Annotated in this window: 24 protein-coding genes; 12 read left to right on the top strand and 12 right to left on the bottom strand. The window is 68.8% G+C overall.

The genetic code is table 11. The features are described from left to right. The first annotated feature begins 116 nt into the window (after positions 1-116). From acnA to ACFOY2_RS20550, 4 genes are all read left to right on the top strand, one after another. Positions 117-2,846, top strand: a complete 2,730-nt coding sequence (gene acnA / locus ACFOY2_RS20565) for an aconitate hydratase AcnA (protein ID WP_379529669.1) — start codon at positions 117-119, stop codon at positions 2,844-2,846. Positions 2,847-3,595: 749 nt separating this feature from the next. Continuing rightward, complete coding sequence (locus ACFOY2_RS20560; RefSeq protein WP_379529668.1) at positions 3,596-4,303, top strand: PadR family transcriptional regulator; 708 nt, start codon at positions 3,596-3,598, stop codon at positions 4,301-4,303. A 31-nt stretch (positions 4,304-4,334) separates the two neighbouring features. Next, positions 4,335-4,856, top strand: a complete 522-nt coding sequence (locus tag ACFOY2_RS20555; protein WP_379529667.1) for a DUF1707 SHOCT-like domain-containing protein — start codon at positions 4,335-4,337, stop codon at positions 4,854-4,856. A 210-nt stretch (positions 4,857-5,066) separates the two neighbouring features. Beyond that, positions 5,067-5,735 carry a DUF6879 family protein gene (locus ACFOY2_RS20550; protein WP_379529666.1) on the top strand — a complete coding sequence of 223 codons (669 nt, stop codon included), beginning with the start codon at positions 5,067-5,069 and terminating at the stop codon, positions 5,733-5,735. Here the strand turns inward: ACFOY2_RS20550 and ACFOY2_RS20545 are convergent. The 6 genes from ACFOY2_RS20545 to ACFOY2_RS20520 form a co-directional block, all read right to left on the bottom strand. Then, complete coding sequence (locus tag ACFOY2_RS20545; protein ID WP_379529934.1) at positions 5,725-6,609, bottom strand: ABC transporter ATP-binding protein; 885 nt, start codon at positions 6,607-6,609, stop codon at positions 5,725-5,727. The two genes, ACFOY2_RS20550 and ACFOY2_RS20545, sit on opposite strands and share 11 nt — an antisense overlap. Then, a complete protein-coding gene (locus tag ACFOY2_RS20540) occupies positions 6,609-7,550 on the bottom strand; it encodes an ABC transporter ATP-binding protein (protein WP_379529665.1) in 942 nt (313 codons plus the stop codon). Before ACFOY2_RS20540 ends, ACFOY2_RS20545 begins: the two co-directional genes overlap by 1 nt. Continuing rightward, positions 7,547-8,431, bottom strand: a complete 885-nt coding sequence (locus tag ACFOY2_RS20535; protein WP_379529664.1) for an ABC transporter permease — start codon at positions 8,429-8,431, stop codon at positions 7,547-7,549. The genes ACFOY2_RS20540 and ACFOY2_RS20535 overlap by 4 nt, the downstream gene beginning before the upstream one ends. Beyond that, on the bottom strand, positions 8,428-9,417 hold the full coding sequence (locus ACFOY2_RS20530) for an ABC transporter permease (protein ID WP_379529663.1): 990 nt from the start codon (positions 9,415-9,417) through the stop codon (positions 8,428-8,430). Before ACFOY2_RS20530 ends, ACFOY2_RS20535 begins: the two co-directional genes overlap by 4 nt. A gap of 63 nt (positions 9,418-9,480) precedes the next feature. After that, positions 9,481-11,238 carry an ABC transporter substrate-binding protein gene (locus tag ACFOY2_RS20525; RefSeq protein WP_379529662.1) on the bottom strand — a complete coding sequence of 586 codons (1,758 nt, stop codon included), beginning with the start codon at positions 11,236-11,238 and terminating at the stop codon, positions 9,481-9,483. 239 nt (positions 11,239-11,477) lie between these two features. Continuing rightward, positions 11,478-11,609 carry a hypothetical protein gene (locus ACFOY2_RS20520; protein ID WP_379529661.1) on the bottom strand — a complete coding sequence of 44 codons (132 nt, stop codon included), beginning with the start codon at positions 11,607-11,609 and terminating at the stop codon, positions 11,478-11,480. Between ACFOY2_RS20520 and ACFOY2_RS20515 the strand changes: the two genes are divergently transcribed. Then, entirely contained in the window at positions 11,608-12,834 is a 1,227-nt protein-coding gene (locus ACFOY2_RS20515; RefSeq protein ID WP_379529660.1) for an MFS transporter, read from the top strand. The two genes, ACFOY2_RS20520 and ACFOY2_RS20515, sit on opposite strands and share 2 nt — an antisense overlap. 110 nt (positions 12,835-12,944) lie before the next feature. Here the strand turns inward: ACFOY2_RS20515 and ACFOY2_RS20510 are convergent, their stop codons facing one another. Beyond that, positions 12,945-13,577 (bottom strand): 2'-5' RNA ligase family protein, encoded by a 633-nt coding sequence (locus tag ACFOY2_RS20510; protein ID WP_379529659.1) that lies wholly within the window; start codon positions 13,575-13,577, stop codon positions 12,945-12,947. Then, the gene (locus tag ACFOY2_RS20505; RefSeq protein ID WP_379529658.1) at positions 13,574-14,821 is read right to left on the bottom strand and encodes a hypothetical protein; all 1,248 of its coding nucleotides are present in this window, start codon (positions 14,819-14,821) and stop codon (positions 13,574-13,576) included. Before ACFOY2_RS20505 ends, ACFOY2_RS20510 begins: the two co-directional genes overlap by 4 nt. Before the next feature lie 281 nt (positions 14,822-15,102). On the opposite strand from ACFOY2_RS20505, the gene ACFOY2_RS20500 reads away from it, so the two are divergent. The 6 genes from ACFOY2_RS20500 (at position 15,103) to ACFOY2_RS20475 (ending at position 18,910) form a co-directional block, all read left to right on the top strand. Continuing rightward, on the top strand, positions 15,103-15,294 hold the full coding sequence (locus ACFOY2_RS20500) for a hypothetical protein (RefSeq protein ID WP_379529657.1): 192 nt from the start codon (positions 15,103-15,105) through the stop codon (positions 15,292-15,294). Further along, a complete protein-coding gene (locus ACFOY2_RS20495) occupies positions 15,291-15,506 on the top strand; it encodes a hypothetical protein (protein ID WP_379529656.1) in 216 nt (71 codons plus the stop codon). The genes ACFOY2_RS20500 and ACFOY2_RS20495 overlap by 4 nt, the downstream gene beginning before the upstream one ends. Positions 15,507-15,592: 86 nt before the next feature. Further along, a complete protein-coding gene (locus tag ACFOY2_RS20490; protein ID WP_379529655.1) occupies positions 15,593-16,393 on the top strand; it encodes a hypothetical protein in 801 nt (266 codons plus the stop codon). After that, positions 16,350-17,822, top strand: a complete 1,473-nt coding sequence (locus ACFOY2_RS20485; protein WP_379529654.1) for a B12-binding domain-containing radical SAM protein — start codon at positions 16,350-16,352, stop codon at positions 17,820-17,822. The genes ACFOY2_RS20490 and ACFOY2_RS20485 overlap by 44 nt, the downstream gene beginning before the upstream one ends. Further along, positions 17,822-18,436, top strand: a complete 615-nt coding sequence (tmk, locus tag ACFOY2_RS20480; RefSeq protein ID WP_379529653.1) for a dTMP kinase — start codon at positions 17,822-17,824, stop codon at positions 18,434-18,436. The genes ACFOY2_RS20485 and tmk overlap by 1 nt, the downstream gene beginning before the upstream one ends. Before the next feature lie 18 nt (positions 18,437-18,454). Further along, positions 18,455-18,910: an NUDIX hydrolase gene (locus tag ACFOY2_RS20475; RefSeq protein WP_379529652.1), complete on the top strand. Its 456-nt coding sequence runs from the start codon at positions 18,455-18,457 to the stop codon at positions 18,908-18,910. A gap of 133 nt (positions 18,911-19,043) precedes the next feature. Here ACFOY2_RS20475 and ACFOY2_RS20470 read toward each other — a convergent pair whose 3' ends face one another. Genes ACFOY2_RS20470 through ACFOY2_RS20455 form a run of 4 tightly spaced genes read right to left on the bottom strand, consistent with a single transcriptional unit; the run spans position 19,044 to position 22,979 of the window. After that, positions 19,044-19,643 carry a response regulator transcription factor gene (locus tag ACFOY2_RS20470; protein ID WP_357804741.1) on the bottom strand — a complete coding sequence of 200 codons (600 nt, stop codon included), beginning with the start codon at positions 19,641-19,643 and terminating at the stop codon, positions 19,044-19,046. 58 nt (positions 19,644-19,701) lie between these two features. Then, positions 19,702-20,793, bottom strand: coding sequence for a sensor histidine kinase (locus ACFOY2_RS20465; protein WP_379529651.1), 1,092 nt, complete (start codon positions 20,791-20,793; stop codon positions 19,702-19,704). Next, the gene (locus ACFOY2_RS20460) at positions 20,790-21,908 is read right to left on the bottom strand and encodes a sensor histidine kinase (protein WP_379529650.1); all 1,119 of its coding nucleotides are present in this window, start codon (positions 21,906-21,908) and stop codon (positions 20,790-20,792) included. The genes ACFOY2_RS20465 and ACFOY2_RS20460 overlap by 4 nt, the downstream gene beginning before the upstream one ends. A gap of 42 nt (positions 21,909-21,950) precedes the next feature. After that, positions 21,951-22,979 (bottom strand): hypothetical protein, encoded by a 1,029-nt coding sequence (locus ACFOY2_RS20455; protein WP_379529649.1) that lies wholly within the window; start codon positions 22,977-22,979, stop codon positions 21,951-21,953. 119 nt (positions 22,980-23,098) lie between these two features. Here ACFOY2_RS20455 and ACFOY2_RS20450 point away from each other — a divergent pair, with 119 nt between their 5' ends. Next, a complete protein-coding gene (locus ACFOY2_RS20450; protein WP_379529648.1) occupies positions 23,099-24,016 on the top strand; it encodes an LLM class F420-dependent oxidoreductase in 918 nt (305 codons plus the stop codon). Positions 24,017-24,048: the final 32 nt, after the last annotated feature.

Genomic DNA, 24,048 nt, shown 5'->3' with positions numbered 1-24,048 from the left:
CTTGACGTCGAGACATTAACCGCCGCCTGCTGGTTAGGGGCACCTAACGTGCTCGGCCATCGCAGAGTGCGGCAGGATTTGATCTGAACACTTGTCTACCGAGGAGGCGAATCACCGTGTCCGCGAACAGCTTCGGCAGCCGTGACACGCTACGCGTCGGCGACGCGTCATACGAGATCTTCCGGCTGGACGCGGTCGAGGGCGCCACACGCCTCCCGTACAGTCTGAAGATCCTTCTGGAGAACCTCCTCCGCACCGAGGACGGCGCCAACATCACCGCCGACCACATCCGTGCGCTTGCCGGCTGGGACCCGAACGCCAAGCCGAGCGTGGAAATCCAGTTCACCCCGGCGCGGGTGATCATGCAGGACTTCACCGGCGTCCCCTGCGTGGTCGACCTGGCCACCATGCGTGAGGCCGTGCGCGACCTGGGCGGCGACGCCGGGCGCATCAACCCGCTCGCGCCCGCCGAGATGGTCATCGACCACTCGGTCATCGTCGACTACTTCGGCCACCCCGACGCCTTCCAGCGCAACGTCGAGCGCGAATACGAGCGCAACCGCGAGCGCTACCAGTTCCTGCGCTGGGGCCAGACCGCCTTCGACGAGTTCAAGGTCGTCCCGCCCGGCACCGGCATCGTCCACCAGGTCAACATCGAGCACCTGGCCCGCGTGGTGATGACCCGCGACGGCAAGGCCTACCCCGACACCTGCGTCGGCACCGACTCCCACACCACCATGGAGAACGGCATCGGCGTGCTCGGCTGGGGCGTCGGCGGCATCGAGGCCGAGGCCGCGATGCTCGGCCAGCCGATCTCCATGCTGATCCCGCGCGTGGTCGGCTTCAAGCTCAACGGCAAGCTGCCCGCCGGCGCCACCGCCACCGACCTGGTCCTGACCATCACCGAGATCCTGCGTGGGCACGGCGTGGTCGGCAAGTTCGTGGAGTTCTACGGCGAGGGCGTCGCATCCGTGCCGCTGGCCGACCGGGCCACGATCGGCAACATGAGCCCCGAGTTCGGCTCCACCTGCGCGATCTTCCCGATCGACGGCCAGACCGTCGACTACCTGCGCCTGACCGGCCGCTCCGAGGAGCAGATCGCGCTGGTCGAGTCGTATGCCAAGACCCAGGGCCTGTGGCTCGACCCGTCCGCGCCCGAGCCCGCCTTCTCCGAGTACATCCAGCTCGACCTGGCCACCGTCGTCCCGTCCATCGCCGGCCCCAAGCGCCCGCAGGACCGCATCGCGCTGTCGGCCGCCAAGGCCACGTGGCGTCACGACGTGCAGAACTACGTCGAGGACGACGTCGACGAGGCCGGCGAGGAGACCTTCCCCGCCTCCGACGCGCCCGCCTCCAACGCCACCGCCAACGGCGGCCGGCCGCACAAGCCGGTGCCCGTCACGCTGGCCGACGGCACGGCGTTCGAGATCGACCACGGCATCGTCTCGATCGCCGCGATCACCTCGTGCACCAACACCTCCAACCCGTTCGTCATGCTCGGCGCGGCCCTGCTGGCCCGCAACGCCGTCGACAAGGGCCTGACCCGCAAGCCGTGGGTCAAGACCTCGCTGGCTCCCGGCTCGCAGGTCGTCACCGGCTACTTCGAGCGCTCGGGGCTCCAGCCGTACCTCGACAAGATCGGCTTCAACCTCGTCGGCTACGGCTGCACGACCTGCATCGGCAACTCCGGCCCGCTCCTTCCGGAGATCTCCGACGCCATCCAGGCCAACGACCTGGCCGTCACGGCGGTGCTGTCCGGCAACCGCAACTTCGAGGGCCGCATCAACCCCGACGTCAAGATGAACTACCTGGCCTCGCCGCCGCTGGTGGTCGCCTACGCGCTGGCCGGGACGATGGACATCGACCTCGACCACGAGCCGCTGGGCATCGGCGGCGACGGCCGGCCGGTCTTCCTGAAGGACATCTGGCCCTCGCCCGAGGAGATCTCGGCCGTGGTCAACTCCTCCATCGGCCGCGACATGTTCGAGCGCGACTACGCCGATGTGTTCAAGGGCGACGACCACTGGCGTTCGCTGCCGATCCCGACCGGCGACACCTTCGAGTGGGACCCGTCCTCGACATACGTGCGCAAGGCCCCCTACTTCGACGGCATGCCGGAGAAGCCCGAGCCCGTCCGCGACATCGCCGGCGCCCGCGTGCTGGTCAAGGTCGGCGACTCGGTCACCACCGACCACATCTCGCCGGCCGGCTCCATCAAGGTCGGCACCCCTGCCGCCCAGTACCTGCAGGCCCACGGTGTCGAGGTCAAGGACTTCAACTCCTACGGCTCGCGGCGCGGCAACCACGAGGTGATGATCAGGGGCACCTTCGCCAACATCCGCCTGCGCAACCAGATCGCCCCCGGCACCGAGGGCGGCTACACCCGCGACTTCACCCAGCCCGACGGGCCGGTGTCGTTCATCTACGACGCCTCGGTCAACTACGCGGCCGCGCAGACGCCGCTGGTGGTGCTGGCAGGCAAGGAGTACGGCTCCGGCTCCTCACGCGACTGGGCGGCCAAGGGCACCGCACTGCTGGGCGTCCGCGCCGTCATCGCCGAGTCCTACGAGCGCATCCACCGCTCCAACCTGATCGGCATGGGCGTGCTCCCGCTGCAGTTCCCCGAGGGGGGATCGGCGGAGGCGCTCGGGCTGACGGGCGAGGAGACGTTCGACATCACGGGCGTCGAGGAGCTCAACGGGGGCGGCATCCCGCGCACGGTGCACGTCAAGGCCGGCGACGTGGAGTTCGACGCGGTGGTGCGCATCGACACGCCCGGCGAGGCCGACTACTACCGGCACGGCGGCATCATGCAGTACGTTCTGCGCTCGTTGCTCGCCAAGTAACGTCCCGCGCCCCGGTCGGCTCGTGAGCCGACCGGGGCGCTGACTTCCTGACCATCCGGCCGTCCGTCGGCCGGCGCGCGGATTTCCTGGCCCTCCGGTCGTTCGCTGGCCGGGCGCACACTGGCTTCCCGCGCTCCCGCCTGGTCATGAGCCGGGCAGGGGCCGGGGATTGGGCGCGCGATCCTTCCGCGCCCGTCTCGGGGGAATCACCCAACCCGAAAAAAGAGCCGCTCGGTGGGACACCCCCCACCGAGCGGCTCTTTGCCTTCCCCCACCGAAATTGCGCTCCCCCGCAGCTCTGGTTGTGCTCGCCGTACACGGCTCTTCCTCTCGAAAATCCCCATCCCGTACGGCGGTGCCAAGCAGGCCGCTGCCCGTCGCACGTGGCCGATGGCCTCCAGGAATACGCCCGCTGACCCGCACGGGGCCGGGCGCCGTTACGCGCGCATACTTGGCTGGGTAAGTGGTGAAATCTGGCCTGGGACCGTTGCGTCAGCAGACGGAAGTGTCCTCTGCGCGAGAAGTGTCCGGAAACGCAGACGAGGTCGTCTCCGCGGCGACAGCACCCCCCAGCCCTGCCGACGCGGAACGACCTCGTCTGCTCTGAACAACGCGCCTCTCCCCAGTCGTGTTCCCCAATTCCGCAACTTTTTCGTGATCTGGCTCACTCCTCCCATTGGGTTGCTACCGACATAGTATCGATATATCGTTGACGCATCGAGAATAGATCACGATATAGGGGGACAACTATGGGTTCCGCACACGCAGCCGGCCAGCCCTGGCCCGGCGCACACGAGTACAAGCAGGCGGCCCGCGAGGCGTTCAAGGCCGTGGCCGACGCCTTCGACCAGATGGGTCACCACCGCCACGAGCACCGGCAGCGCGCCCATCGAGGCGGGCCGGGCCCGTTCCCGTTCGACTTCGGGCCCAGAGGCCCGTGGGGCGGCCCCGGAGGGCCGTGGGGCGGGCACCGCGGCTGGGGCGGAAGGGGTCGCAAGGCCAAGCGGGGCGACGTACGCGCCGCGATCCTCGCCCTGCTCTCCGAGGAGCCGCGCAACGGCTACCAGATCATCCAGGAGATCGCCGAGCGCAGCGAGGGCGGCTGGAAGCCCAGCCCTGGCGCCGTCTACCCGGCGCTGCAGCAGCTCACCGACGAAGGGCTGGTGATCTCGGAGGAGAACGAGGGGCGTAAGACGTTCCGGCTCACCGAGGAGGGGCGCACCTACATCGAGGCCCACGCGGACGAGGTCCGCGCGCCGTGGGACGAGATGCGGCCGGACATCGACGACAACACCGCCGATCTGTGGCACATCGCTCGACAGTCGGCCTTCGCGATGATGCAGGTTCTCCAGACAGGAAACGACGCACAAATCCGCGAAGCGCGTAAGACTTTGATTGAGACCCGGCGCAAGCTCTATCAGATCCTCGCCGACGGCGACCCCGGCGAGGACGCCTAGCAGTCGAGCGGCGGGGGAAGGAGAAACGAGCTTGGACCGCAACGATCTCCGCATCGGCGACGCCGAGCGCGAACACACGATGGCCGCCCTGCGCGAGCACTTCGCGCAGGGCCGCCTCACCCACGAGGAGCTCGACGAGCGACTCGACAGGACGCTGGCCGCCAAGACGGCCCGCGATCTCGACCAGGTGACCGCCGACCTGCCGGGGCAGGGGCAGGCGCCCGTCTACGACGCTCCCGACCGTCCGCACCAGTGGGACAGGGACGCCTGGCGGGAGGCGATGGCGGCGCAGCGGCAGCAGATGCGGTCGATGCGTGAGGCTCACCGTGAGATGCGCCACCAGCAGATGCATTCGATGCGTGAGTCGCGCGGGCATCGGGGCGGCCCGTGGCGGCGCCACCGGGGCCCGCATCCGCTCGTGCCCATGCTGTTCGTGCTGATGGTGCTGGGGCTGATCTTCGGCGGTTTCGGCATCTTCAAGGTGCTGTTGGCGGTGTGGCTGGGGAGCATGCTGTTCAGCATGGTTCGCCGCAGGTTCCACTACCGCGACTGATCGCCCGCCCAGATCGTTTTGGGCCTTGATTCTCTCAGGGCCTGCGCTGATGATCTGGGGCGGGTCTTCAGACGTGAAAGGGAGCCATGACCGAGCTTGTCGAGGTCATCAGTAAGCAGGGAAACACGAGGCCGACGAAGGAGGTCTCGTGACCGAGCTTGTCGAGGTCATCAGTAAGCAGGGAAACACGAGGCCGACGAAGGAGGTCTCGTGATCGAGTACGGCACTCCGAATCCGTTCGCCGCCGTCTTCACGGCAGGCGGCCTCGACCTGGACGTGCCGGAGTACCAAGCTGGTTTCGACCGCGACCATGCCCTCTGCGCGGAGCCGATGTGGAAGCTGGAGCGCGCGCAGGTCTTCTACGAGCCGGACGTGGCCAGCTGGCGGGCCATGATGGACGGCGACTGGCCGGGCTCGCTGGAGCTGGTCACCCGGATGGCCGAGCCGCTGGCCGACTTCTTCCGCAGCCGGGTGCCTGTCTGGCGGGTGCGGGTGGTCGAGTTCCCGATCACGCCGTATCTGCAGTGGGAGATGCACGTGCTGGCCCAGCGTGCCAGGGCCGGCTCCCCCTGCCGGGTGGTGTCCGCCGCGCGGGTGGCGGCGCTGGAGCCGCTGCCGGAACTGGTGATCTTCTCCGCGTCCCTCATGTATGAGGTGCTCTACGACCGGTACGGCGGAGGCGGGGGCGGCAGGCGGATCACCGATCCCCTGGTCGTCGGCCCCTGCCTGCGGGCGGTGCGCGAGCTGTTCGCCGAGGGGGAGGACGTGCTCGACTTCCACGAGCGGGAGATCGCCCCGCTGCCGCCGCCGGTCGTCACGGACGAGATGCGGGCCGCGCTGCCCGCCTACGCCCACCGCACGGAGGAGTTCAGGGTCTGAGGCACCTCTGGAGCTCGGCGCAGGCCACGTGGTGCCCGGGTTCGGCCTCGACCAGGCCGCCCGAGCCACCGCGCTCGTGGTAGGGGCAGGTGTCCACGGGCGCGGCGTCGTCCCAGGGCTCGTGCAGGCGCGGCACGGCTGACAGCAGCTCGCGTGTGTAGGGGTGCAGCGGGTCGCCGAAGACGCGCTCGGTGGGCCCCATCTCCACCACGCGGCCTCCGCGCAGCACCACCGTGCGCTCGGCCAGGTAGTTGCCGAGCGACAGGTCGTGCGTGATGTAGAGCACGGCCAGGCCCCTGGCTTTGAGCTCGGCCAGCAGGTTGAGCACGTCGATGCGGGTGGAGGCGTCGAGCATGCTGGTGATCTCGTCGGCGACCAGCAGCCTGATGTCGAGCAGCAGCGCGCGGGCGATGAGCAGGCGCTGGAGCTGGCCGCCGCTGAGCTGGTGCGGGTACTTGCCGAGCACCTGGTCAGGGTTGAGCCGGACGTCCCGCAGAGCCACGGCGACCCGCCTCGCCCACTCGGCCTCGGCGACGTCCGGGTAGTACGTGTCCTTGATCATGGCGAACACCCGGTCGGCCTTGAACACCGGGTTGAAGGAGCTGAACGGGTCCTGGAAGATGCCCTGGATGTGACGGTAGTACTCCTTGCCCGCCCGCACCGGCAGGCCGTCGAACGTGATCGAGCCCCGGGTGACCGGGTTCAGCCCGAGGATCATCCGGCCGATCGTGCTCTTGCCGCTGCCGCTCTCCCCGATCAGGGAGACGACCTCGCCGGGGACGACCTCGAAGCTGACGTTGCGTACGGCGGCGACGCTCTTGCCGCCGAACGCGCCGATCCTGAATTCCTTGGTGACGTCGTCGAGTTTGAGCATCATGCCTTCCAGCAGGCGACGTGGTGGTCGGGGGCGAGCTCGGTGACCGGCGGGTCCTGCGCGCACTCCTCTCCCGCGATCGGGCAGCGCTCGCGGAAGCGGCAGCCTGCGGGCGGGTCGAGCAGCGACGGCGGGCTGCCGGCGATGCCTTCCAGCCGCCTGTCGGCGTAGCGGACGCCGACCTCGGGCAGGGAGTCGAGCAGCAGTTTGGTGTAGGGGTGCCGGGGCGCCTTGACGATCACGTCAGCGGGCGCCTTCTCGGCGAGCTTGCCCGCGTACATGACCATGATCGTGTCGGCGATGTGGTGGGTGAGCGCGAGGTCGTGGGTGACGAAGATCATGCTCTTGACGTAGCCGCTGTCGCGGAAGCCGAGCAGGGCGCGGGCCACGGCCTTCTGCGTGGAGACGTCGAGGGCAGAGGTGACCTCGTCGGCGATCAGCAGGGACGGGTCGAGCAGGGTCGAGATGACCATGACCATGCGCTGTTTCATGCCGCCCGACAGCTCGATCGGGTAGCGGTCGAGGACCTCGCGGGGCAGGCCGACCTGGGACATCCGGCTTTCCAGCGCGGCGGCGTCCACGGCGACGCCTCTGGACCTGAGGAGTTCTGTGACCATTTTGCGGAGCTTGCGGGTGGGGTTGAGCGCGCTCATGGCGTACTGCGGGATGAGGGAGACCTTCTTGAAGCGGAAGTCGTTCATCGCGCGGTCGTCGCCGATGGGCAGTTCCTCGCCGTCGAGTTCGACCGTGCCGCCGACGTGGCGCATGCGGCCGTCCATGCGGATGAGGCTTTTGCCGAGCGTGCTCTTGCCGCAGCCGGACTCCCCCACCAGGCCGAGGATCTCGCCGTCGGCCAGCTCGAACGACATGCCGTCCAGGGCGCGCACCTCGCCCTTGAGCGTCCTGTAGTGCACCCGCAGCTCGCTGACCCGCAGACTCATGTTTCCCTCAGCTTCGGGTTGAAGACCTCGTCGAGGCCGACGTTGGCCACGTACAGGGCGCCCACGACGGCGGTGATGGCCGCTCCAGGGGGCACGAACCACCACCACAGGCCGAGCTGGAGCGCGCTCCACTGGTTGGCGTTCTGCAGCATCAGGCCGAGCGAGACCCCCTCGGTGGGGCCGAGGCCGATGAAGTCCAGCGAGGAGGCGATGAGGATCGCGCCGCCGAACAGCAGGATGAACGTCATGAACAGGTAGGAGCTCATGTTCGGGGCGATCTCCCTGGTGATGATCCGCCAGGTGCCGGCGCCGCTCATCCTGGCCAGGTCCACGAACTCGCGGGTACGCAGCGAGAATGTCTGCGCCCTGATCGCCCGCGCCGCCCACGGCCACTGCGTCAGCCCGATGAACAGGCCCTGCACGGCCACGCTCCTGATGCCCAGGTAGGCGTTGACGATCAGCAGGACGGCCAGGGTGGGGATGACCAGGATGACGTTGGTCAGCATGTTGAGTACCTCGTCGACCAGGCCGCCCCGGTAGCCGGCCACGAACCCGATGAGCATGCCGATGACCGCCGCGATGCCACCGCCGATCACGCCGACCGCGAACGTGCTGCGCAGGCCGTGCACGAACTGGAGGAAGACGTCCTGGCCGAAGGTGGTGGTGCCGAACCAGTGCTCGCCCGACGGCGGGGTCATGGGGCGGGTGCCGTACTCGTTGGGGACGCCGCCGAGCAGCACGGGCCCGGCGAGCCCGAGCACGAGCAGCACGAGCACGATGCCGAACCCGGTCATCAGCTTGCCGTTGCGCACCGCGAAGTAGAGCGCCTCGCGCCGCACCCCTGCCCGCTCACGCGGCGCGACTTCCTGAAGTGCGGTCACGAGCCCGCCATTCCCGCCCTGGTACGCGGATCGACCACGACGTAGACGATGTCGATGATGAAGTTGGCGATCAGCACGCCGAGGACGATGAACAGGAACGTGCCCTGCAGGAGGAAGAAGTCCTTGTTCTGGATGGCCTTGAGGATGAGGCTGCCCAGGCCCGGATAGGCGAAGACGATCTCGGTGACCAGCGCTCCCGCCACCAGCACGCCCAGTTGCAGGGCCAGTCCGGTGATCTGGGGCAGGACGGCGTTGCGGAAGGCGTACCTGCGGATGAGCCTGGTGGGCGCGCCGAGCGCCGACAGGTAGGTGGAGTAGTCGGACTCCAGCTCGTAGATGATCATGTTGCGCATGCCGATCGCCCAGCCGCCCAGCGCGACCAGGAACAGCGACAGGAACGGCAGCGCCCAGTGGTGCATCAGGTCGAGCAGGAACGTCCACGACCAGTTGGGGCGCATCGAGAAGCTGTAGCCGCCCGCGACGGGGAACAGGCCGGCGATCACGCCCAGCGCCCAGGCCAGCAGCACCGCCAGCCACATGTACGGCATGGCCGTCAGCACGTACCCGATCGGGAGCACGGTGTTGTCGAGGACTTTGCGCCGGGCGGCGTAGGCGCCGAACTGGTTGCCCACCACCCAGCTCAGCAGCACCGACGGGACGATCAGGGCCAGCGTGTACGGCACCGCCCTCGTGATGACGTCGGCCACCGGCGTCGGGAACAGCCAGATGCTGAGCCCGAAGTCGCCCCTGAACAGCGCGCCCCAGAAGTTGACGTACTGCTGCCACAGCGGCTGGTCGAGGCCGAAAAGGTTGTTGTAGTAGGCCCGCATCGCCTCGACGGCCCCGGCGTTGGCGACGTTGGCCCTGGCGACCATGCTGGCGACCGGATCGCCCGGCATGAAGCGCGGGATCATCCAGTTGACGGTGACGGCGACGAAGAAGGTCAGCCCGTAGATGAGCAGTTTCCTACCGAAATAACGACGCACGTTGAGTTTCTCCGGGGAGGCCCTCCGCCCCCGTGGCTCCGGCGGCGGAGGGGGTGGGATCGGCTACGAGCCGGCGGGCTGAAGCTGGGTGAGCGTCTCGAAGCCGCCCAGTTCGAGCCAGTTGCGCCACATCACGGCGCCGGTCTTGGGGGCGCTGCCGTTCGCGGCCGGCCAGTTCTTCCACACGCTGGTGCCGGCCTGCGCCCACAGGCCGTTGTACCAGAGCGGGATGATCGGCATGTCGTCGAGATGGATCTGCTGGAGCTGGGAGATGATCTTCTGCATGCCCGCGGTGTCGTCGGTCTTGACCTGGTCGAGCTGCTGGACGAGGTCCCATGCCTTCTTGTTGTCGTAGCGGGCGAAGTTGACCGTGTTCTGCTGCTTCTGGATCGGAAGCTGGAACATGTACTCGTAGTAGGTGTAGGGGGAGTTCGAGAGCTGGCGCTCGTTGTTGATGAGCAGGTCGAAGTCGCCCTTGGCGCGCTTTTCCACCAGCGCGTTGAAGTCGGGGAAGTCTGGGGTGATCTGGATGCCGGCGGTCTTGGCGCTGGCCGAGATCGACCTGGCCGACTCCATCCAGTCGGTCCAGCCGGACGGCACGATGAGGGTCAGGGCGATCTTGGAGCCGTCCTTGTTCTCCACGTACCCGTCGCCGTCGCCGTCCTTGTAGCCCGCGTCCGCCAGCAGCTTCTTGGCCTTGGCCGTGTCGAAGGCGAAGCCGGACGCGCCGACCACGTTCTGGTCCACGAACCTGTCCCACTGCGGCAGCAGCCCTGTCGGGCTGGAAGCCTTGACGAGGTTGCCGTACACGCCCTCGACGATCTTCTTGACGTCGATCGAGGAGGCCAGCGCCTTGCGGAAGGCCGGGTCGTCCATCGGCTTCTTCGTGGTGTTGGGCACCAGCCAGGCGGTGTTGGCCGACAACATGTACGGGGGCTCGCTGTAGTAGGTCGTCAGCCCGAAGTTGCCCTTGACCAGGTTGGCCACGCCGGGCAGGAAGTTGTTGCTGAGGTCCAGGCCCTTCTGCAGCAGCAGGCCCATCGCGACCTCGTTGCTCGGGGTGGCGATGTCGACGATGTAGCGGGGCTTGGGCTCCATGTTGAGCGCCGTCTTGCCCCACCAGTCGTCGCGCCGCTGCAGGACGACGCGGTCCTGGTCCTTGCTCATGAACGTGTAGGCGCCCGTGCCGACCGGGTTCTCGTTGACGCCGTCCAGGACGTCCTTCTCCGAGCGGCCCTTCCAGATGTGCTCGGGGACCATCGAGCGGGTGTAGAGCATGAAGTCCCACTCCTGGTAGTTGGCCTTGGAGAAGGTGAACTTCACGGTCTGGTCGTCGGTGGCCTCGGCGCTCTTCAGCCAGTTCCACAGGTTGTGGTACGGGATCGTCTCCATCTTGCCGAGTTCGAGGGAGAAGACGACGTCCTTGGCGGTGAACGGCTGGCCGTCGGCCCACTTGACGCCGGGGCGGAGCTTGAGTTCGTACGTGCTGGTGTCGGTCCACGAACCGCCGGTGGCCAGCCACGGCGTGAGCTTGGCGGCGACCGTGTCGTAGTGGAAGAGCGTCTCGTACACCAGGCCCTTGGTGCCGACGGCCGAGTCCCATTCCCTGATCGGGTTGAAGTTGGGCGGCGGGCCCCACTGGGTGCCGGTCGTGTAGAGGGTCTCGTTGCGCGGCAGCGAGTCGGGATTGGCGTTGGTCGCCGCGCCCTGGCTCTGCGGTGCTGCGGCCGTCGGGGCCGGCGTGGCTCCGCCGCCGGTGCAGGCCGTGGCGAGCAGGCCCGCCGCCACGAGCGGAATCATGATCCGAGCCCGGTTACGCATCGCTTCTCTCCTTCCTCCGCGCCCGGCGCGAAGGTTCGCACGTGCTTGTCGGCACCCCGATGAGCCGGTTGTCCTGGCGAAACTCTGGGAGCGCTCCCAGGGGAGCTGTTTTCATCGATGGGAATCTGCTGAACCGGATAAGTACCGCGAACGTAAATTCAGCATGTCTGTGCCGTCAATAGCCGTGACGGTTTCGATACGTGCGCTTGTGAACGCTCTCAGGAACAGGACTAACCGGTTCAACAGGGCCGTCGTTCGAGCTCCTCCAGCGGGTACGGAGTCCGCCGGCTCTCGTTCTGGGTGCGGTCGTAGGTCCTGTGCCGGTCGAAGCGGCCGACAGCTTGACAGCAGGTGTTACGTTTCTTCTGCATGCCTTCTTCCCGCATGCTCACCCATCCCCCGTTCGTCTTACTCGCCACGGGCCGGCTCGTGTCCTCGATCGGCAACGCCGTGGCCCCCATCGCGCTCGCCTTCGCACTGATCCAGAGCGGCGGCTCGGCCGGCGACATCGGCCTGGTGCTGGGCGCCCGCGCCGTCGCCGTGGTCGCCTCGCTGCTGTTCGCCGGCGTGCTCGCCGACCGGTTCCCGCTGCGCTCGGTGCTGGTCACGGCCAGCCTGCTCGCCGCGGCGGCACAGGCCGCGGCCGCCGTCCTGATCCTCGCCGGGAACGCCCACGTCTGGTTGCTGGCCGCGCTCCAACTCGGCAACGGGCTGGCGGCGGCGCTGCTGTTCCCCGCCACCAACGCCGCCCTGCCCCGCGCCGTCCCGTCCGAGCGGCTCCAGCAGGCCAACGCCCTGGTACGGCTGGGCGCCAACGGCACCATGATCGGCGGCGCGGCGCTGGGCGGGCTGCTCGTGGCCGCCGTCGGGCCCGGCTGGAGCATCGCCGCCGACGCTCTGTCATTCGTGGTCTCCGCGGCGCTGTTCGCCGGCATCAGGCTCACCCCGGCGCGGGCGGGCGGACCCCGGCAGAGCGCGCTGCGGGATCTGGCCGAGGGGTGGCGCGACGTGCGCTCGCGTACGTGGCTGTGGGTCTGCGTCTGCCAGGCGGCCGTGGTGAACGCGGCCATCGCGGCCGGCTTCGAGGTGCTGGGGCCCGTCGCGGCCCAGCGGCACTGGGGCGGGGCCGGCGCGTGGGGAATCGTCGTCGCCGCCCAGGGAGCGGGGCTGGTCGCCGGTGGGATCGCCGCGGCCTGGTCGCGCACGTCACGGCCGCTGTTCGCAGGGGTGGCCGCGCTGCTGCTGGTGGCGCCGCTACCGGCCGCGCTCGCCTCCGCCGTGCCGCTGCCGCTGGTGGCCGGGGTGGCGTTCCTGGCCGGGGCAGGGCTGGAGGTCTTCGCGGTCAACTGGAACGTCATGCTGCAGCGTCACGTCCCCGCCGAGCGCCTGTCGCGCGTGTACGCCTACGACGCCCTCGGCTCCAACGCCGTCGTACCCCTGGGCAACGCCCTGGCCGGACCGGCGCAGGCCGCGTTCGGGCTGGCCGGAGCGCTCTGGGGCAGCGCCCTCACGATCGCCGCCGCCACCGCCTGCGCGCTGTCCGTCCGCGAGGTCCGCGAACTCCCGGCCCACGAGACGCGCGCCGGAGAACCGTGATTCCCGATGCCGGACAGGGCCACGCCCATGAGGACCGCAACCTAAGAGCTGACCCGCAACAGGCCGGAGCGGGCTAATGGCTCAGGCCGTAGCTGGGGCGCCCGTGCGCGCTAGCGGACGCCCAGTCGCACCTCGGCCAACGGGCGCCAGTCCCACACTGTCTCAGGCCCGTCCTGGTTGACGAGGTGCAAGCTACGGATGGTCACTTCACGATCGGGCAGCCGCCTCCCCAACGCGCCGATGATGGGCGCAGCCGGGCCGTCCGCGCAGCTGTAGGCCACTGTGACGTGCGGGATCCATGCATCGTGCGCGAGAACCCCCTCCCAGCCCGTCGCGACCTCGGTCGCCGCCTTCGCCGCCTCCAGCAGCGGTGAGAGCCGCTCAGCCGGTCGTGCCTCCAGCACGATCGCCTCCGGGTGGTACAGCACACGACCCAGCGACACGGTGATGGGCTCGACCTGGGCGAGTCGCCGCGTGGCCTCGTCCACCATCGCGCTCACCTGGACGTCGGTGATCTCGTGCACGAACCCGGCGACCAACGTGGTCAGGTGGATGAATTGGTGCGGCACCAGGTCGAGGCCGGAGCAGCCGGTCAGCCGCTCGTGAGCCTCCTGCACAATCGCTCGCGCCGCCGGATCCTCGCCGAGCAAGACATGCCAGTACAGCCGTCCCTGGCCGGGCGGCAGCATGAACGCCTGCCGACGCTCCCAGCGGTTGGCCATGCGCGTCGGCAGTGGGCTCACGCATCCTCCTCAAGGGCGGGAAGAGCGCGGTCGGAGTTGAACACTCTGATCTGCTCGCGCAACGTCGTCACCATATCGGAGCCTCGGAATCTCGGCGCGGTCAATCGCGTGTCCATCTGTACCAGATGCCTCGTGATCGTCGAGAGGCGATACTCGGGCGCCAGCGACAGGGCAGGATCGATCTGCTCGGCGGCGGCGTCAAGGTCGTCCATCATCACACAAGCGATCCCGGCGCCGAAACGAACCTGCGCCCACGTGCCTGCCACCCACGGGGCACCGCCCGCCCACGCCTCCTCCGCCGCCGCAGCCGCCTTCAACGCCGCGACTGGGTCGTTCGCCTGCAAAGCCACAGACAAGGTGAAGAGGGCCCGCCGGGACGGAGGACACGACCATGGCGACAGCCCGGAATCGTCAGCCGCAGATTCGGCAGCCTCCTCAGCTCGACGCAGCGCTTCGCGAGCTCGGTCAAGGTCGCCGAGCAGGCCGGCGGCGTTCGCCTCTTGGCAGGCCAGAAGCACACGCATCGGCGTGGGAGGACTGCGATTGAAACCGTGCGCGGCGGCATCCGCGGAAGCCGCGTACCGGCGTCGCCACCGCTCGGTCTTGGCCTGGGCGCTCAAAGCTGCAGCTTCATTGGCACCAGCTTCTTGTGCCGACAACAATGCCGCCATCCCGTGTGCGACGGCTGATTCGTCGTCGTACAGGTCGCCGAGAAGGATGCAGGCGTGAGCAAGCAGGTCGGCGTCGATTCGGAACAGCTCGCGCGTCTGCCGTAGCCGCTGTCGGCCGCCACGTAGGAGGGCCCGCACTTGACGATGCTGATGTAGCACGCTGATCAGCATGCGGGCCGGCGGTGTCTGCGTGTGCCTTTCGGCCAGGTGATAGCGCGTCTCGTCGATCATACTAATGGTGATGTCCCCGACGTTGGTCTGCTCGATCCACGCGGCGTGCGCGCTGATGTCCTCGATGTCGGGTACGAGGGTTGCGGGCGCGCTGGTGTCGCCGAGCAGTGTGGCCTCGTCGATGCCGAACGCCCTGCAGTACAGCAGTGGATAGGGGTCCTTCGGCCGGGAGCCTGCTTCATGGTCTTTGATGCGGCGTACCACGGACTCGAACTCGGGCAGCGTGATGTCCGTCCCGGCTGCCCTGAACAGGTGTGTCGCGAGCCGTTTCTGGGACCAGCCTCGTGTGCGTCGCTCGTCGCGAATGCGGTGGACCCAGGGCGAAAGCCCGCCTTCTGCCATGTCTTCGCTCCTCATCACCTGGGAGGGGACACGCTTGCGTCCCCCAGTGTCCCCCGACCGCACCTGTCCGCGTGGCGTTACTGAGAGTTGTGATGGAACCATGCACTGGAAACCCGACAAGGAGCCCGCTCGCATCGGGCCGATATGAGCAGCACTGGCCCGCCGCTAATGCCGCAGGCGGCGGGCCCCGCCCGAGACCCGATCCCCCCTTCGATCGGTCCCAAAGAAGCCCTCACATCGCACGGCCCTCACTGCCACGCCCCATCGAGGAGAAACCCAGCATGGGTGAGCCACCCACCACCACAATGAGCAACCGCACCGCAGATGCTCGCGCCCAGCGCATCGCAACGCAGGCCGCCAACTACGCGCGCGCTGTCGCCGCCGGCGTCCCCCACGATCCTGACGAGGTCGCCTCGATCCTCGGCGAAGTCAAGGCCCTGCACATCGAACTTGCCGGCGGGGGAGAGCGATGACCACGCCCGACGAGCTCGCTGCGCTGAAGGTCGCTCTCGGCGACGCCGAACGCCACGCCCACCAGGCCCGCGCGTACGCGGCCGAGACGCGCCGGGACACGGAGGTGGTTCGCACCGCCAGCCACCATACGAAGGTCTGGGGCTGCTGCGCGTTGACCGCAGCTGCAGTTGCCGTGCTCTACCCGTGGGTCTGGTTCGTGTTCTGGTCCTGATATCGCGCCACACACCTCCTGGAGGTCAATGCCCTGTCACACTCTGCACTTGAGCCCAAGGCCGCACACATTGGAGATCGACGCCCATGAGCTGGATGCTCGACCATCCGAGCTGGAACCTGCATCCTCAGCCCACACGTGCCATGCGCACCCCGACGGCGATATGGCTGATCAAGGCCACCACCACATACGACCCGATCCTGCTCCACGGCGAGGGAGCAGCCCCACGTCTGGAAATCTACGACCCCGCCACGCTGGCGGAACTTCCCCTGCCCGCAGGCTTGGCCCACTCCCTGCAGGGGCTCAACCCCATTCGCCGAGTGACCAACGCCGATCTGTGGGACGCGCTGGCCACGGCCATCATCCGCCAGGTCATCCGCGCCGCCCAAGCCCGCACCCTGTACCGAGCCCTGCTCGACGCTCGCGGGCAACCGGTCGATCAGGCATATCTGCCTCCAACAGCGGAGCAGATCCTCGCCATGACGGATCAGGAGTTCGCGGATCTCGGGATGGCGTTCAAGCACCGCCCTCTCCAGGCCGCCGCCGATGCATACCTACGCCACCGTGACGAGTGGGCCGCCATGCCTGCCGACGCGCTGGTCAAGGCACTGCAGTCGGTACCCCGGATCGGTCCGTGGACTGCCGGTGCCGCGGTCGCCGATCACACAGGCGACTTCTCGCTCTACCCATACGACGATCTGGCCGTACGCACCTGGGCCCGCCGTGCCGACCCGGCATCAGCGTGGCCTCACGACGAGCTCGCCTTCGCCGCCCGCTGGCGCGAGCTGGCCGGGCCGCACCTGTCCACCCTGACCGCTCTCACCCTCTCTTGGGGAGACCATCATGTCCATCAACACCACGTTCATCCAGGAAGGCCCGTGCACTGACCCCGGCGGGCAGCTCGACCTGCTCCTCGTAAACGCGCCGCTGCGCGACTACCGAATCCGCCCCCGCGTCAACGACTACACGCTGCCCGTCCTCGGGATGGCCTACATCGCCACCTACGCCGCCACCCGCGGCTACCGCGTCGGCGTCCTGGACGCCGAGGCCGCCGGTCTCCCGGTGGACGAGACCATCGCCCTCATCAACCAGGCTCACCCCCGCTGGGCAGGGTTCAACCTTCTGGCCCCCACCTACGAACTCACCGCCACCATCGTGGCCGCACTCGACCCGGACATCCGCATCATGGCCGGCGGCCACCACGCCAAAGCCATGCCCCAGCGAATCCTCACCGACCCGCGCATGACCCGCTGCGACGCCCTCATCCTGGGCGAAGCCGAGACCCGTGTCGTCGAGCTCCTCGCCGACCACCGATCCCGGGCCGACCTGCCCGCCGTCATGTGGTTGGACCCGATCCTCCGCCAGCCCGTCACCGGCGGCCGGGCCAACACCAGCCACCACTTGGCGCCCGACATCAACGCACTCCCGTTCGTCGACCGCAGCTACCTTGCCCAGGACCCTTACGTCGCCGACGACGGCCGGATAGAAGCCAACATGGTGGGCGCCCGCGGCTGCCCGTACGACTGCTCGTTCTGCGGCGCGGCCGTTTCCGCAAATCCGGACGTGACGATCCGCGTACGCGACCCGCTCAACATCATCAGCGAGATGCAGCAGCTCAAGGACCGGCACGCGGTGAGGGCGTTCCGGTTCGTAGACGACCTGTTCCTCGGCGCCGGCCGCATCATTGACCGGATGATGTATGCCTTCGAGCAGGCCGACATCGGGAGATGGGCGGTATGGGACGCCACCGGACGGATCAACGTGCTCGACCGACGTCGTGATGACCAGCTCGACCAGCTCGCCGCATGCGGGTTGCGCGAGGTCGCGCTCGGCATCGAGTCGGGCAGCGAGCGGATGTTGTCCTACATCGACAAACGCATCACCCCAGACATGGTGCTATCGGTCGTCGAGCGGCTCGCACACCGCGGCATCGGCGTGAAGGGGTACTTCATCCTCGGTTTCCCCGGCGAGAGCCGCGCCGAACTACAGCAGACGGTCAACCTCGTCCGGCAGCTGTGGGAGGTAACCGACCGCCATTCTGGAACGTTCCGGGCGTCCGTTTTCCAGTTCCGCCCCTACCCGGGCACACCAGAATGGGGACGACTCATGGCCGACGACCGCTACACCGCTGAGCAGCTGCTCAACTACACCCCCGTCGACCTCGGAGCCGAGGACGCAGCCCTGCGCGGACGCGACGAGTTCAACTTCTCCTCCGGCATCCAGTTCGGAGAGGCCACCGAGGACGAGATCCATCAGCACCTGGCCGAGCTCGCCCGTGAACAGCACGCGCGCCATCACGCCACCAGGAGCCCCTGATGTCTGGCCTGTTCATCACCGTCGACGGGCCAGGTGGCACAGGCAAGTCGACTCTCCTGCCGCTTCTCGGTACTGCCCTGGAGACGGCAGGCCACCATGTGCATCTCACCCGCGAGCCTTCAGACGGACCGCTCGGCCGCGCCGCCCGCGAGCGGACCAGCGATTTCCACGGACTGTCGCTGGCATGCCTGGTTGCCGCCGACCGCTTCCATCACCTGGCGGAAGAGATCCAGCCCGCGTTGGCTCGTGGCCGACTCGTGCTGTGCGACCGGTACGTGCCTTCCTCCTACGTCTTGCAGGTACTCGATGGCGTGCCGCTGGAATACGTCCGCCGCCTCAACGCACCCGCCCGGCGCCCGGACCTGGCGGTGCTCCTCACCGCCGCCCCGCACCTGCTCGACGCCAGGTTACGCGAGCGCGGCACGCACTCCCGATTCGAGCACGACGGCTCCAGCGGTCCTGAGGTGCGCCTGTACGACGAGCTGGCCAGCGTACTCGCCGAGGACGGCTTCCCAACATTCAAACTGGACAGCGGGGAGTTTTCACCGCAAGCCGCCGTCCAGGCCATCACCTGCCACGCCAGTGCGCTACTGTCACGCAACCAAGCGGAGTAGCTCACAGAGGTGATTGGCATGGCGCAGCGGTACCAGGTGGTCGTCGATGTCCATGTGATCCTCGAGCGCGGCGGCGACATCCTGCTGTGCCTGCGAGACGGCACGGGATACCGAGACGGCTGGTACTGCCTGCCCTCCGGTCATCTCGAAGAGGGTGAGACGGTGGTGGACTGCGCGATCCGCGAGGCTCGAGAGGAGGTCGGCATCCACCTGGACCCGGCCTCCTTGCGGCCCGCCACCGTTGTACACCACCTGTCACCGGAGGGTAAGCCACGGTTGGGCGTGTTCTTCGCCGCCGACTCCTGGGACGGCGAGGTGTTCAACGCCGAGCCCGCCAAGTGCGCCGAGCTGCGCTGGGCGCCGCCCAAGCAGTTGCCGGACAACACCGTCCCCTACACGGCCGCCGGGATCGGCCTCTACCTCGAAAGTGTGGGCATCGGCCTGCACGGCTGGCCCGAACTCGCCTCTCGATAGACACGCACCGTTGGTCGCGGGGCGCCGCTGGGACGCGAAACTCGAAAAGCCGCCTTGCCCCCTGTCGGTGATGCCCGCTGCAATACAGCGCGGGCGCCGCATAGCGTTCAGCAGCGAAAGCTTTCGACCTGGTTCAGAGCCAGCCCATGCGCTGGGCGGTTCTGATGGCCTCCAAGCGGTTCTGGGCGTTGAGCTTGGTCATCGCGCTCGACAGGTAGTTGCGGACCGTGCCCTCGGTCAGGTGCAGTTCGGCGGCGATCCGCGCGATCGTGGCCCCGTCGCCGGCCAGCCGTAGGGCGTCGCGTTCGCGTTCGGTCAGGGGACTGTCGCCGGCCGCCATCGCGGCCGCCGCCAGTTCCGCGTCGAGGTAGCGGCCGCCGCTCTGGACCTTGCGGATCGCCATCGCCAGTTCCTCCGCCGAGGCGTCCTTGCCCAGGAAGCCGCTGACCCCCGCCGCCATGGCCCTGCGCAGGTAGCCGGGACGGCCGAGGCTCGTCAGGATGACGATCTTGCATTGGGAGCTGATCTGCTCGGCCGCGCTCAGCCCGTCCATGCCGGGCATCTCGATGTCGAGCACGGCCACGTCGGGGCGGTGCTCGGCCACCGCCGCCACGACCTCGTCGCCCCGCCCGACCTGGGCGATGACCTCGATGCCTTCTTCCAGGTCGAGCAGGGCCGCGATGGCGCCGCGGATCAGGTGCTCGTCGTCGGCGAGCAGCACGCGCGTGGTCATGCGGCCTCCTTCGTCGGCCCCATGATTCCTTGTTCGCTGATGACCTCGGCAAGCTCGGTCATGCGGGCACCGCCGCGCGCAGCAGGTAGCGGCCCTCGTCCGTCGGACGGCCCTCCAGGGTGCCGCCCGCCGCGCGGACCCGCTGGGCCAGGCCCGCCAGGCCGTTGGGGGCGTGTTCGCCCGGCGTCCCGCTCACCCCGTCGTTGGACATCTCCAGCACCCCGTTCTCGATCGTGATCGTGCAGCGTTCCGCTCTGCTGTGTTTGAGCACGTTGGTGGCGCCCTCGCGCACGACGGTGGCCAGCAGCGTGCGGGTTTCCGGCGTCAGCGAGCCCGTCTCGGCCCGCACGGTGCAGCGGACGTCCGCCGCCTCCAGCACGGCCCGCACGCTGGCGAGCACTTCGTCCAGGTCGATGGCCCGGTAGTTCTGGACGACGGAGCGCACCTCGCGCAGCGACCGCCTGGTCAGGTCGCGCACCTCGAACATCTCGGCCGCGGCCCGCGCGGGGTCGGTGCGCAGGACGCGTTCGGCGTGGGCGATCCTGGCCCCGGCGTCGGTGAGGCTCTGGCCGAGCAGGTCGTTGAGGTCGCCGGCGAAGCGCAGCCGCTCCTCCGAGACCGCCAGCATGGCCAGGGTCTCCTGCCCTTCGTGCGCTTCCTTGGCCATCGACCAGAGCTTGAGGTTGGCCATCGTGGTGCCCACGGCGATCGTGGTGAACAGGGTCTGTATCAGCAGCACCCCCAGGTTGAGGCCGACGATCACCGTCACGAACAGGTTGACGGCCACGACGGACGCGACGGAGACGATGACGACGGTCCTTCTGCGCACGAAGGGAACCAGCATGCCCAGCCACGTCGGTATGACCCACCAGACCACGAAGGCGCTCAGCAGCAGTGTGATCGCCCCTGTCACCGACAGGATCGCCGTGGGCCGCCTGCCGCCCCTGATGGCGACCCTGACCGGCCGGGTCATGAGCACGTTGAAGACCAGCATCAGGACGACGCCGACCACGATGAACGGCAGCGGCACCCCCGCCTGCCAGCGGATATAGAGATCGTAGTAGGCGAAGAGCGACAGCAACTGCATGCAGTCGTTGCCGTAGACGATCAGCCAGCGGATCTTGTCCAGCTTCGTCGCGCGCCGCCTCACGCGGGCACCGCCGCGCGCAGCAGGAACTCGTCCGTCGTCGTCCGCCCGGCCGAGAAGGAGCCGCCCGCCGCCACCAGCCGCTCCGACAGGCCGCGCAGGCCGTTGCCGTGGCCGGACGGCTGCCCGTCCAGGCCGTCGTTACGCATCTCCAGCACACCGCCGTCGATCGTGATCGCACAGTGGGTGGCTCTGCTGTGCTTGAGCACGTTCGTCGCCCCCTCGCGCACCGCCCACGCCAGCAGCACTCTGGCGGCAGGCGACAGCCCGCCGGCCCTGGCGTCGATGACGCAGCGGGTGCCGGCCGCCTCCAGCGTCGCGCGCACCCCGGAGAGCTCCTCGTCCAGGTCTAGCGCCCGGTATCCGTGCACCGCCTGCTGCACCTCGCTCAGCGCGTCGGCGATGAGCCGGCGCGCCTGGGCCATCTCGGACGCCGCGCGCTCCGGGTCCTTGCTCGCCAGCTTGGCGGCCAGTTCGCTCTTGAGCGTGATCACCGACAGGCTGTGCCCGAGCAGGTCGTGCAGGTCGCGGGCGAAGCGCAGCCGCTCCTCCGAGACGGCGAGCGTGGCCTTGGCCTCTTTGCCGTCGTGCGCGTCCCTGATCGACCACCAGACCCAGCGCCACACCAGCATGCCGCCGGTCACCACGACGGCGCTGGGTACCTGCGTGAGCAGCACGCCCTGCCACGGCTGCTCGGTGACGAGGCCGGCATAGGCGGCGACCAGGCCGACCACGGCCGTCCCGAGGCAGATGGTGGCGGCCAGCGGCAGGTAGAGCGCGGCCACGGCCAGCCACAGGATGCCGACCTCCATCCAGGTGGTCGTCCCCGTCAGCGGCCGGTCCGGCAGGAGAGCTATCGCGCCCGCCGCGAGCAGCCCCGCGAGGAACAGCTTCGGTGTGGGTTTGCGGGGGACGTCGTAGGCGTCCCGCATCAGGAAGGGGAACAGCCCGCAGACCCCGGCCAGGCACACGATGGTGAGCGCGGCGCTGAGGGGGGAGATCCTTTCGTTGACGGCGTGCACGAACACGACCAGCAGGAACATCAGGCACAGGAAGCCGATGACGACGTCCATCCAGAAGAGCAGGAGCCTGCGCGCGTGCTCAGGACGTGCCGCCACCGCGCCTCCCCTCCGCTGCCCGCGATGTCAAGAATCCTATAGTCAGGGAGGGATACTCCGAAGAATTCGGGATACGTCCGGCTTCGGGATGACTCCACGCAGTGACAACCAGGCCAGCCCGTGGCCGGCGGCGTAGTCGGCCAGCTTGTGGGCGTCGAGTTCGCTCAGGTCGGACTCGCCGGTCAGCACGGGGGTCAGCGCGATGCGCCGCCACGCCTGGCCCGGGTCCGTGACGGCCTGGGCCCGCGCGACCTGGTCTCTGGCCGTCAGCACGGCCTCCGCGATCCTGCGCAGGCGGCCCTCGGGCGCGGTACGCGGCTCGACCGGCGCCAGCAGGTTGACCGTGGCGACCTCCGCACCGGCCTGGCGGGTGGCGCGCAACATCGCGACGTCCCCGTCGCTCAGCCCGTCCGGCCTGAGGCGCAGCGTGAAGCTCACCCGCAGCCGCCGCTCGCTCTGCATGGACTGGATGGCCCTGGCCCTGCGCAGCACCGCGGCCCTGTCGGCGCTGTCGCGGACCTCGAAGTCGATGGCCGTGGCGTCGAACGCCCCGACCACCCTGCGGTAGGCGGCGGCCAGGCCGCCCGGCCTCGTGCAGGTGACGGCCAGCTCCCGGCCGCCGGGGCCGCCGAAAACGGGCGCGGCGTCGCCGCCCAGCGCCCTGAGCCGGCCGATCCTGTTGGCCACCGGGTTCTTGCCGGGATCGAGCGGGCTCGTCTGGTGTTGTTCGGTATCGAGCGGGGGTGCCCATTTGGGTGCGCACCCGTCGTCGCCCGCCACCAGGTGGCCCAGCGCGTAGTGCAGGACGCCGGTGCGGCGCGACTCGACGGGCAGGTTGAAGTCGGGCTCGCGGGCGGTGTCGACGAAGGCCACGAACGCGGCGATCGGCGGGGTCGCCGGGGACGAGGCGGCGAGGGAGTAGTTCGGGGCCGCCGGCGGTGGTTTGCGAGCCGGCGCGGCGCCTGCGGGAAGCAGGCGGACCGCGCCGACGGTGCCGGCGATGAGCGCGAGCGCGCCAAGGATCGCGATCGGGCGCGGGAGCAGGCCGGGCTCCCTCTTGTGCCGCGACATCGGCCACCCCATGTGTTCGGTCGGCTACGTACGGCGTTCGTAGGTGAACGTTAGCAAGCCGACGCGGAACAGCGTGGGCCTTTTCCGGTTCGCGTCCGAAGTGTGCGGATAATGTGGGCATGAAGCTGCGGATCTTCACCGAGCCCCAGCAGGGCTCGACATATGACGACCTGCTCACCGTCGCCCAGGCCGCCGAGCGCCTGGGTTTCGATGCTTTCTTCAGGTCTGATCACTACCAGCGCATCGGCGCGGGCGACCCGGGGCCCGGCTCGACCGACGCGTGGATCACCCTGGCGGGCCTGGCCAGGGAGACCTCCAGGATCCGGCTCGGCACGCTGGTGACGCCGGCCACGTTCCGGCTGCCCGGGCCGCTGGCCATCAGCGTCGCCACGGTCGACCAGATGAGCGGTGGGCGGGTCGAGCTCGGTTTCGGCACCGGGTGGTTCGACACCGAGCATTCCGCGTACGGCATCCCGTTCCCGCCGTTGAACGAGCGGTTCGGACGGTTCGAGGAGCAGCTCGAGATCATCACCGGCTTGTGGACGGCGGAGAAGGGGTACTCCTTCGACGGCCGCTACTACCGGCTCGTCGACTCGCCCGCGCTGCCCAAGCCGGTGCAGCGGCCCAGGCCACCGTTCATCATCGGCGGCGTCGGCGCCAAGCGGACCCCCCGGCTGGCGGCGAGGTACGCCGATGAGTACAACGTGCCGTTCCGCACGCTCGCCGACACCGAGACGGCGCTGGCGACGGTGCGCGCGGCCTGCGAGGAGACCGGGCGCACCCTGGCCTACTCCGTGGCGCAGACCACCGTCGTGGGACGCGACCAGGCGGAGATCGAGCGGCGCGCGGCCGCCGCCGAGCAGGTGCCCGACACCCTGCGTGAGAACGGTCTGGCCGGAACCCCCGCCGAGGTGGTCGAGAAGATCAGGAAGTTCGCCGAGCTCGGGGTCGACCGGGTCTACCTGCAGATCATGGATCTGTCCGACCTCGAACACCTGGAACTGATCGCCGCCGAGGTCCTTCCGCACGTGGGGTAAACCCTATGGCGGCGTTTTGCGGTGTTACGGCA

This window comes from Nonomuraea purpurea (assembly GCF_042650645.1).
Lineage (GTDB): Bacteria > Actinomycetota > Actinomycetes > Streptosporangiales > Streptosporangiaceae > Nonomuraea > Nonomuraea purpurea.
Note: the sequence above shows the minus strand (reverse complement) of the source record. Positions and strands in the feature narration are given on the sequence as shown.

What these genes read in the sequence shown, in the direction of transcription:
- ACFOY2_RS20455 (WP_379529649.1), bottom strand. Translation starts at nt 22,979, where the DNA reads ATGTCGCGGCACAAGAGGGAGCCCGGCCTGCTCCCGCGCCCGATCGCG.
- ACFOY2_RS20540 (WP_379529665.1), bottom strand. Translation starts at nt 7,550, where the DNA reads ATGAGTCTGCGGGTCAGCGAGCTGCGGGTGCACTACAGGACGCTCAAG.
- ACFOY2_RS20500 (WP_379529657.1), top strand. Translation starts at nt 15,103, where the DNA reads ATGGGTGAGCCACCCACCACCACAATGAGCAACCGCACCGCAGATGCT.
- ACFOY2_RS20525 (WP_379529662.1), bottom strand. Translation starts at nt 11,238, where the DNA reads ATGCGTAACCGGGCTCGGATCATGATTCCGCTCGTGGCGGCGGGCCTG.
- ACFOY2_RS20490 (WP_379529655.1), top strand. Translation starts at nt 15,593, where the DNA reads ATGAGCTGGATGCTCGACCATCCGAGCTGGAACCTGCATCCTCAGCCC.
- ACFOY2_RS20520 (WP_379529661.1), bottom strand. Translation starts at nt 11,609, where the DNA reads ATGCAGAAGAAACGTAACACCTGCTGTCAAGCTGTCGGCCGCTTCGAC.
- ACFOY2_RS20485 (WP_379529654.1), top strand. Translation starts at nt 16,350, where the DNA reads ATGTCCATCAACACCACGTTCATCCAGGAAGGCCCGTGCACTGACCCC.
- ACFOY2_RS20545 (WP_379529934.1), bottom strand. Translation starts at nt 6,609, where the DNA reads ATGCTCAAACTCGACGACGTCACCAAGGAATTCAGGATCGGCGCGTTC.
- ACFOY2_RS20505 (WP_379529658.1), bottom strand. Translation starts at nt 14,821, where the DNA reads ATGGCAGAAGGCGGGCTTTCGCCCTGGGTCCACCGCATTCGCGACGAG.
- ACFOY2_RS20515 (WP_379529660.1), top strand. Translation starts at nt 11,608, where the DNA reads ATGCCTTCTTCCCGCATGCTCACCCATCCCCCGTTCGTCTTACTCGCC.
- ACFOY2_RS20450 (WP_379529648.1), top strand. Translation starts at nt 23,099, where the DNA reads ATGAAGCTGCGGATCTTCACCGAGCCCCAGCAGGGCTCGACATATGAC.
- ACFOY2_RS20475 (WP_379529652.1), top strand. Translation starts at nt 18,455, where the DNA reads ATGGCGCAGCGGTACCAGGTGGTCGTCGATGTCCATGTGATCCTCGAG.
- ACFOY2_RS20495 (WP_379529656.1), top strand. Translation starts at nt 15,291, where the DNA reads ATGACCACGCCCGACGAGCTCGCTGCGCTGAAGGTCGCTCTCGGCGAC.
- tmk (WP_379529653.1), top strand. Translation starts at nt 17,822, where the DNA reads ATGTCTGGCCTGTTCATCACCGTCGACGGGCCAGGTGGCACAGGCAAG.
- ACFOY2_RS20470 (WP_357804741.1), bottom strand. Translation starts at nt 19,643, where the DNA reads ATGACCACGCGCGTGCTGCTCGCCGACGACGAGCACCTGATCCGCGGC.
- ACFOY2_RS20560 (WP_379529668.1), top strand. Translation starts at nt 3,596, where the DNA reads ATGGGTTCCGCACACGCAGCCGGCCAGCCCTGGCCCGGCGCACACGAG.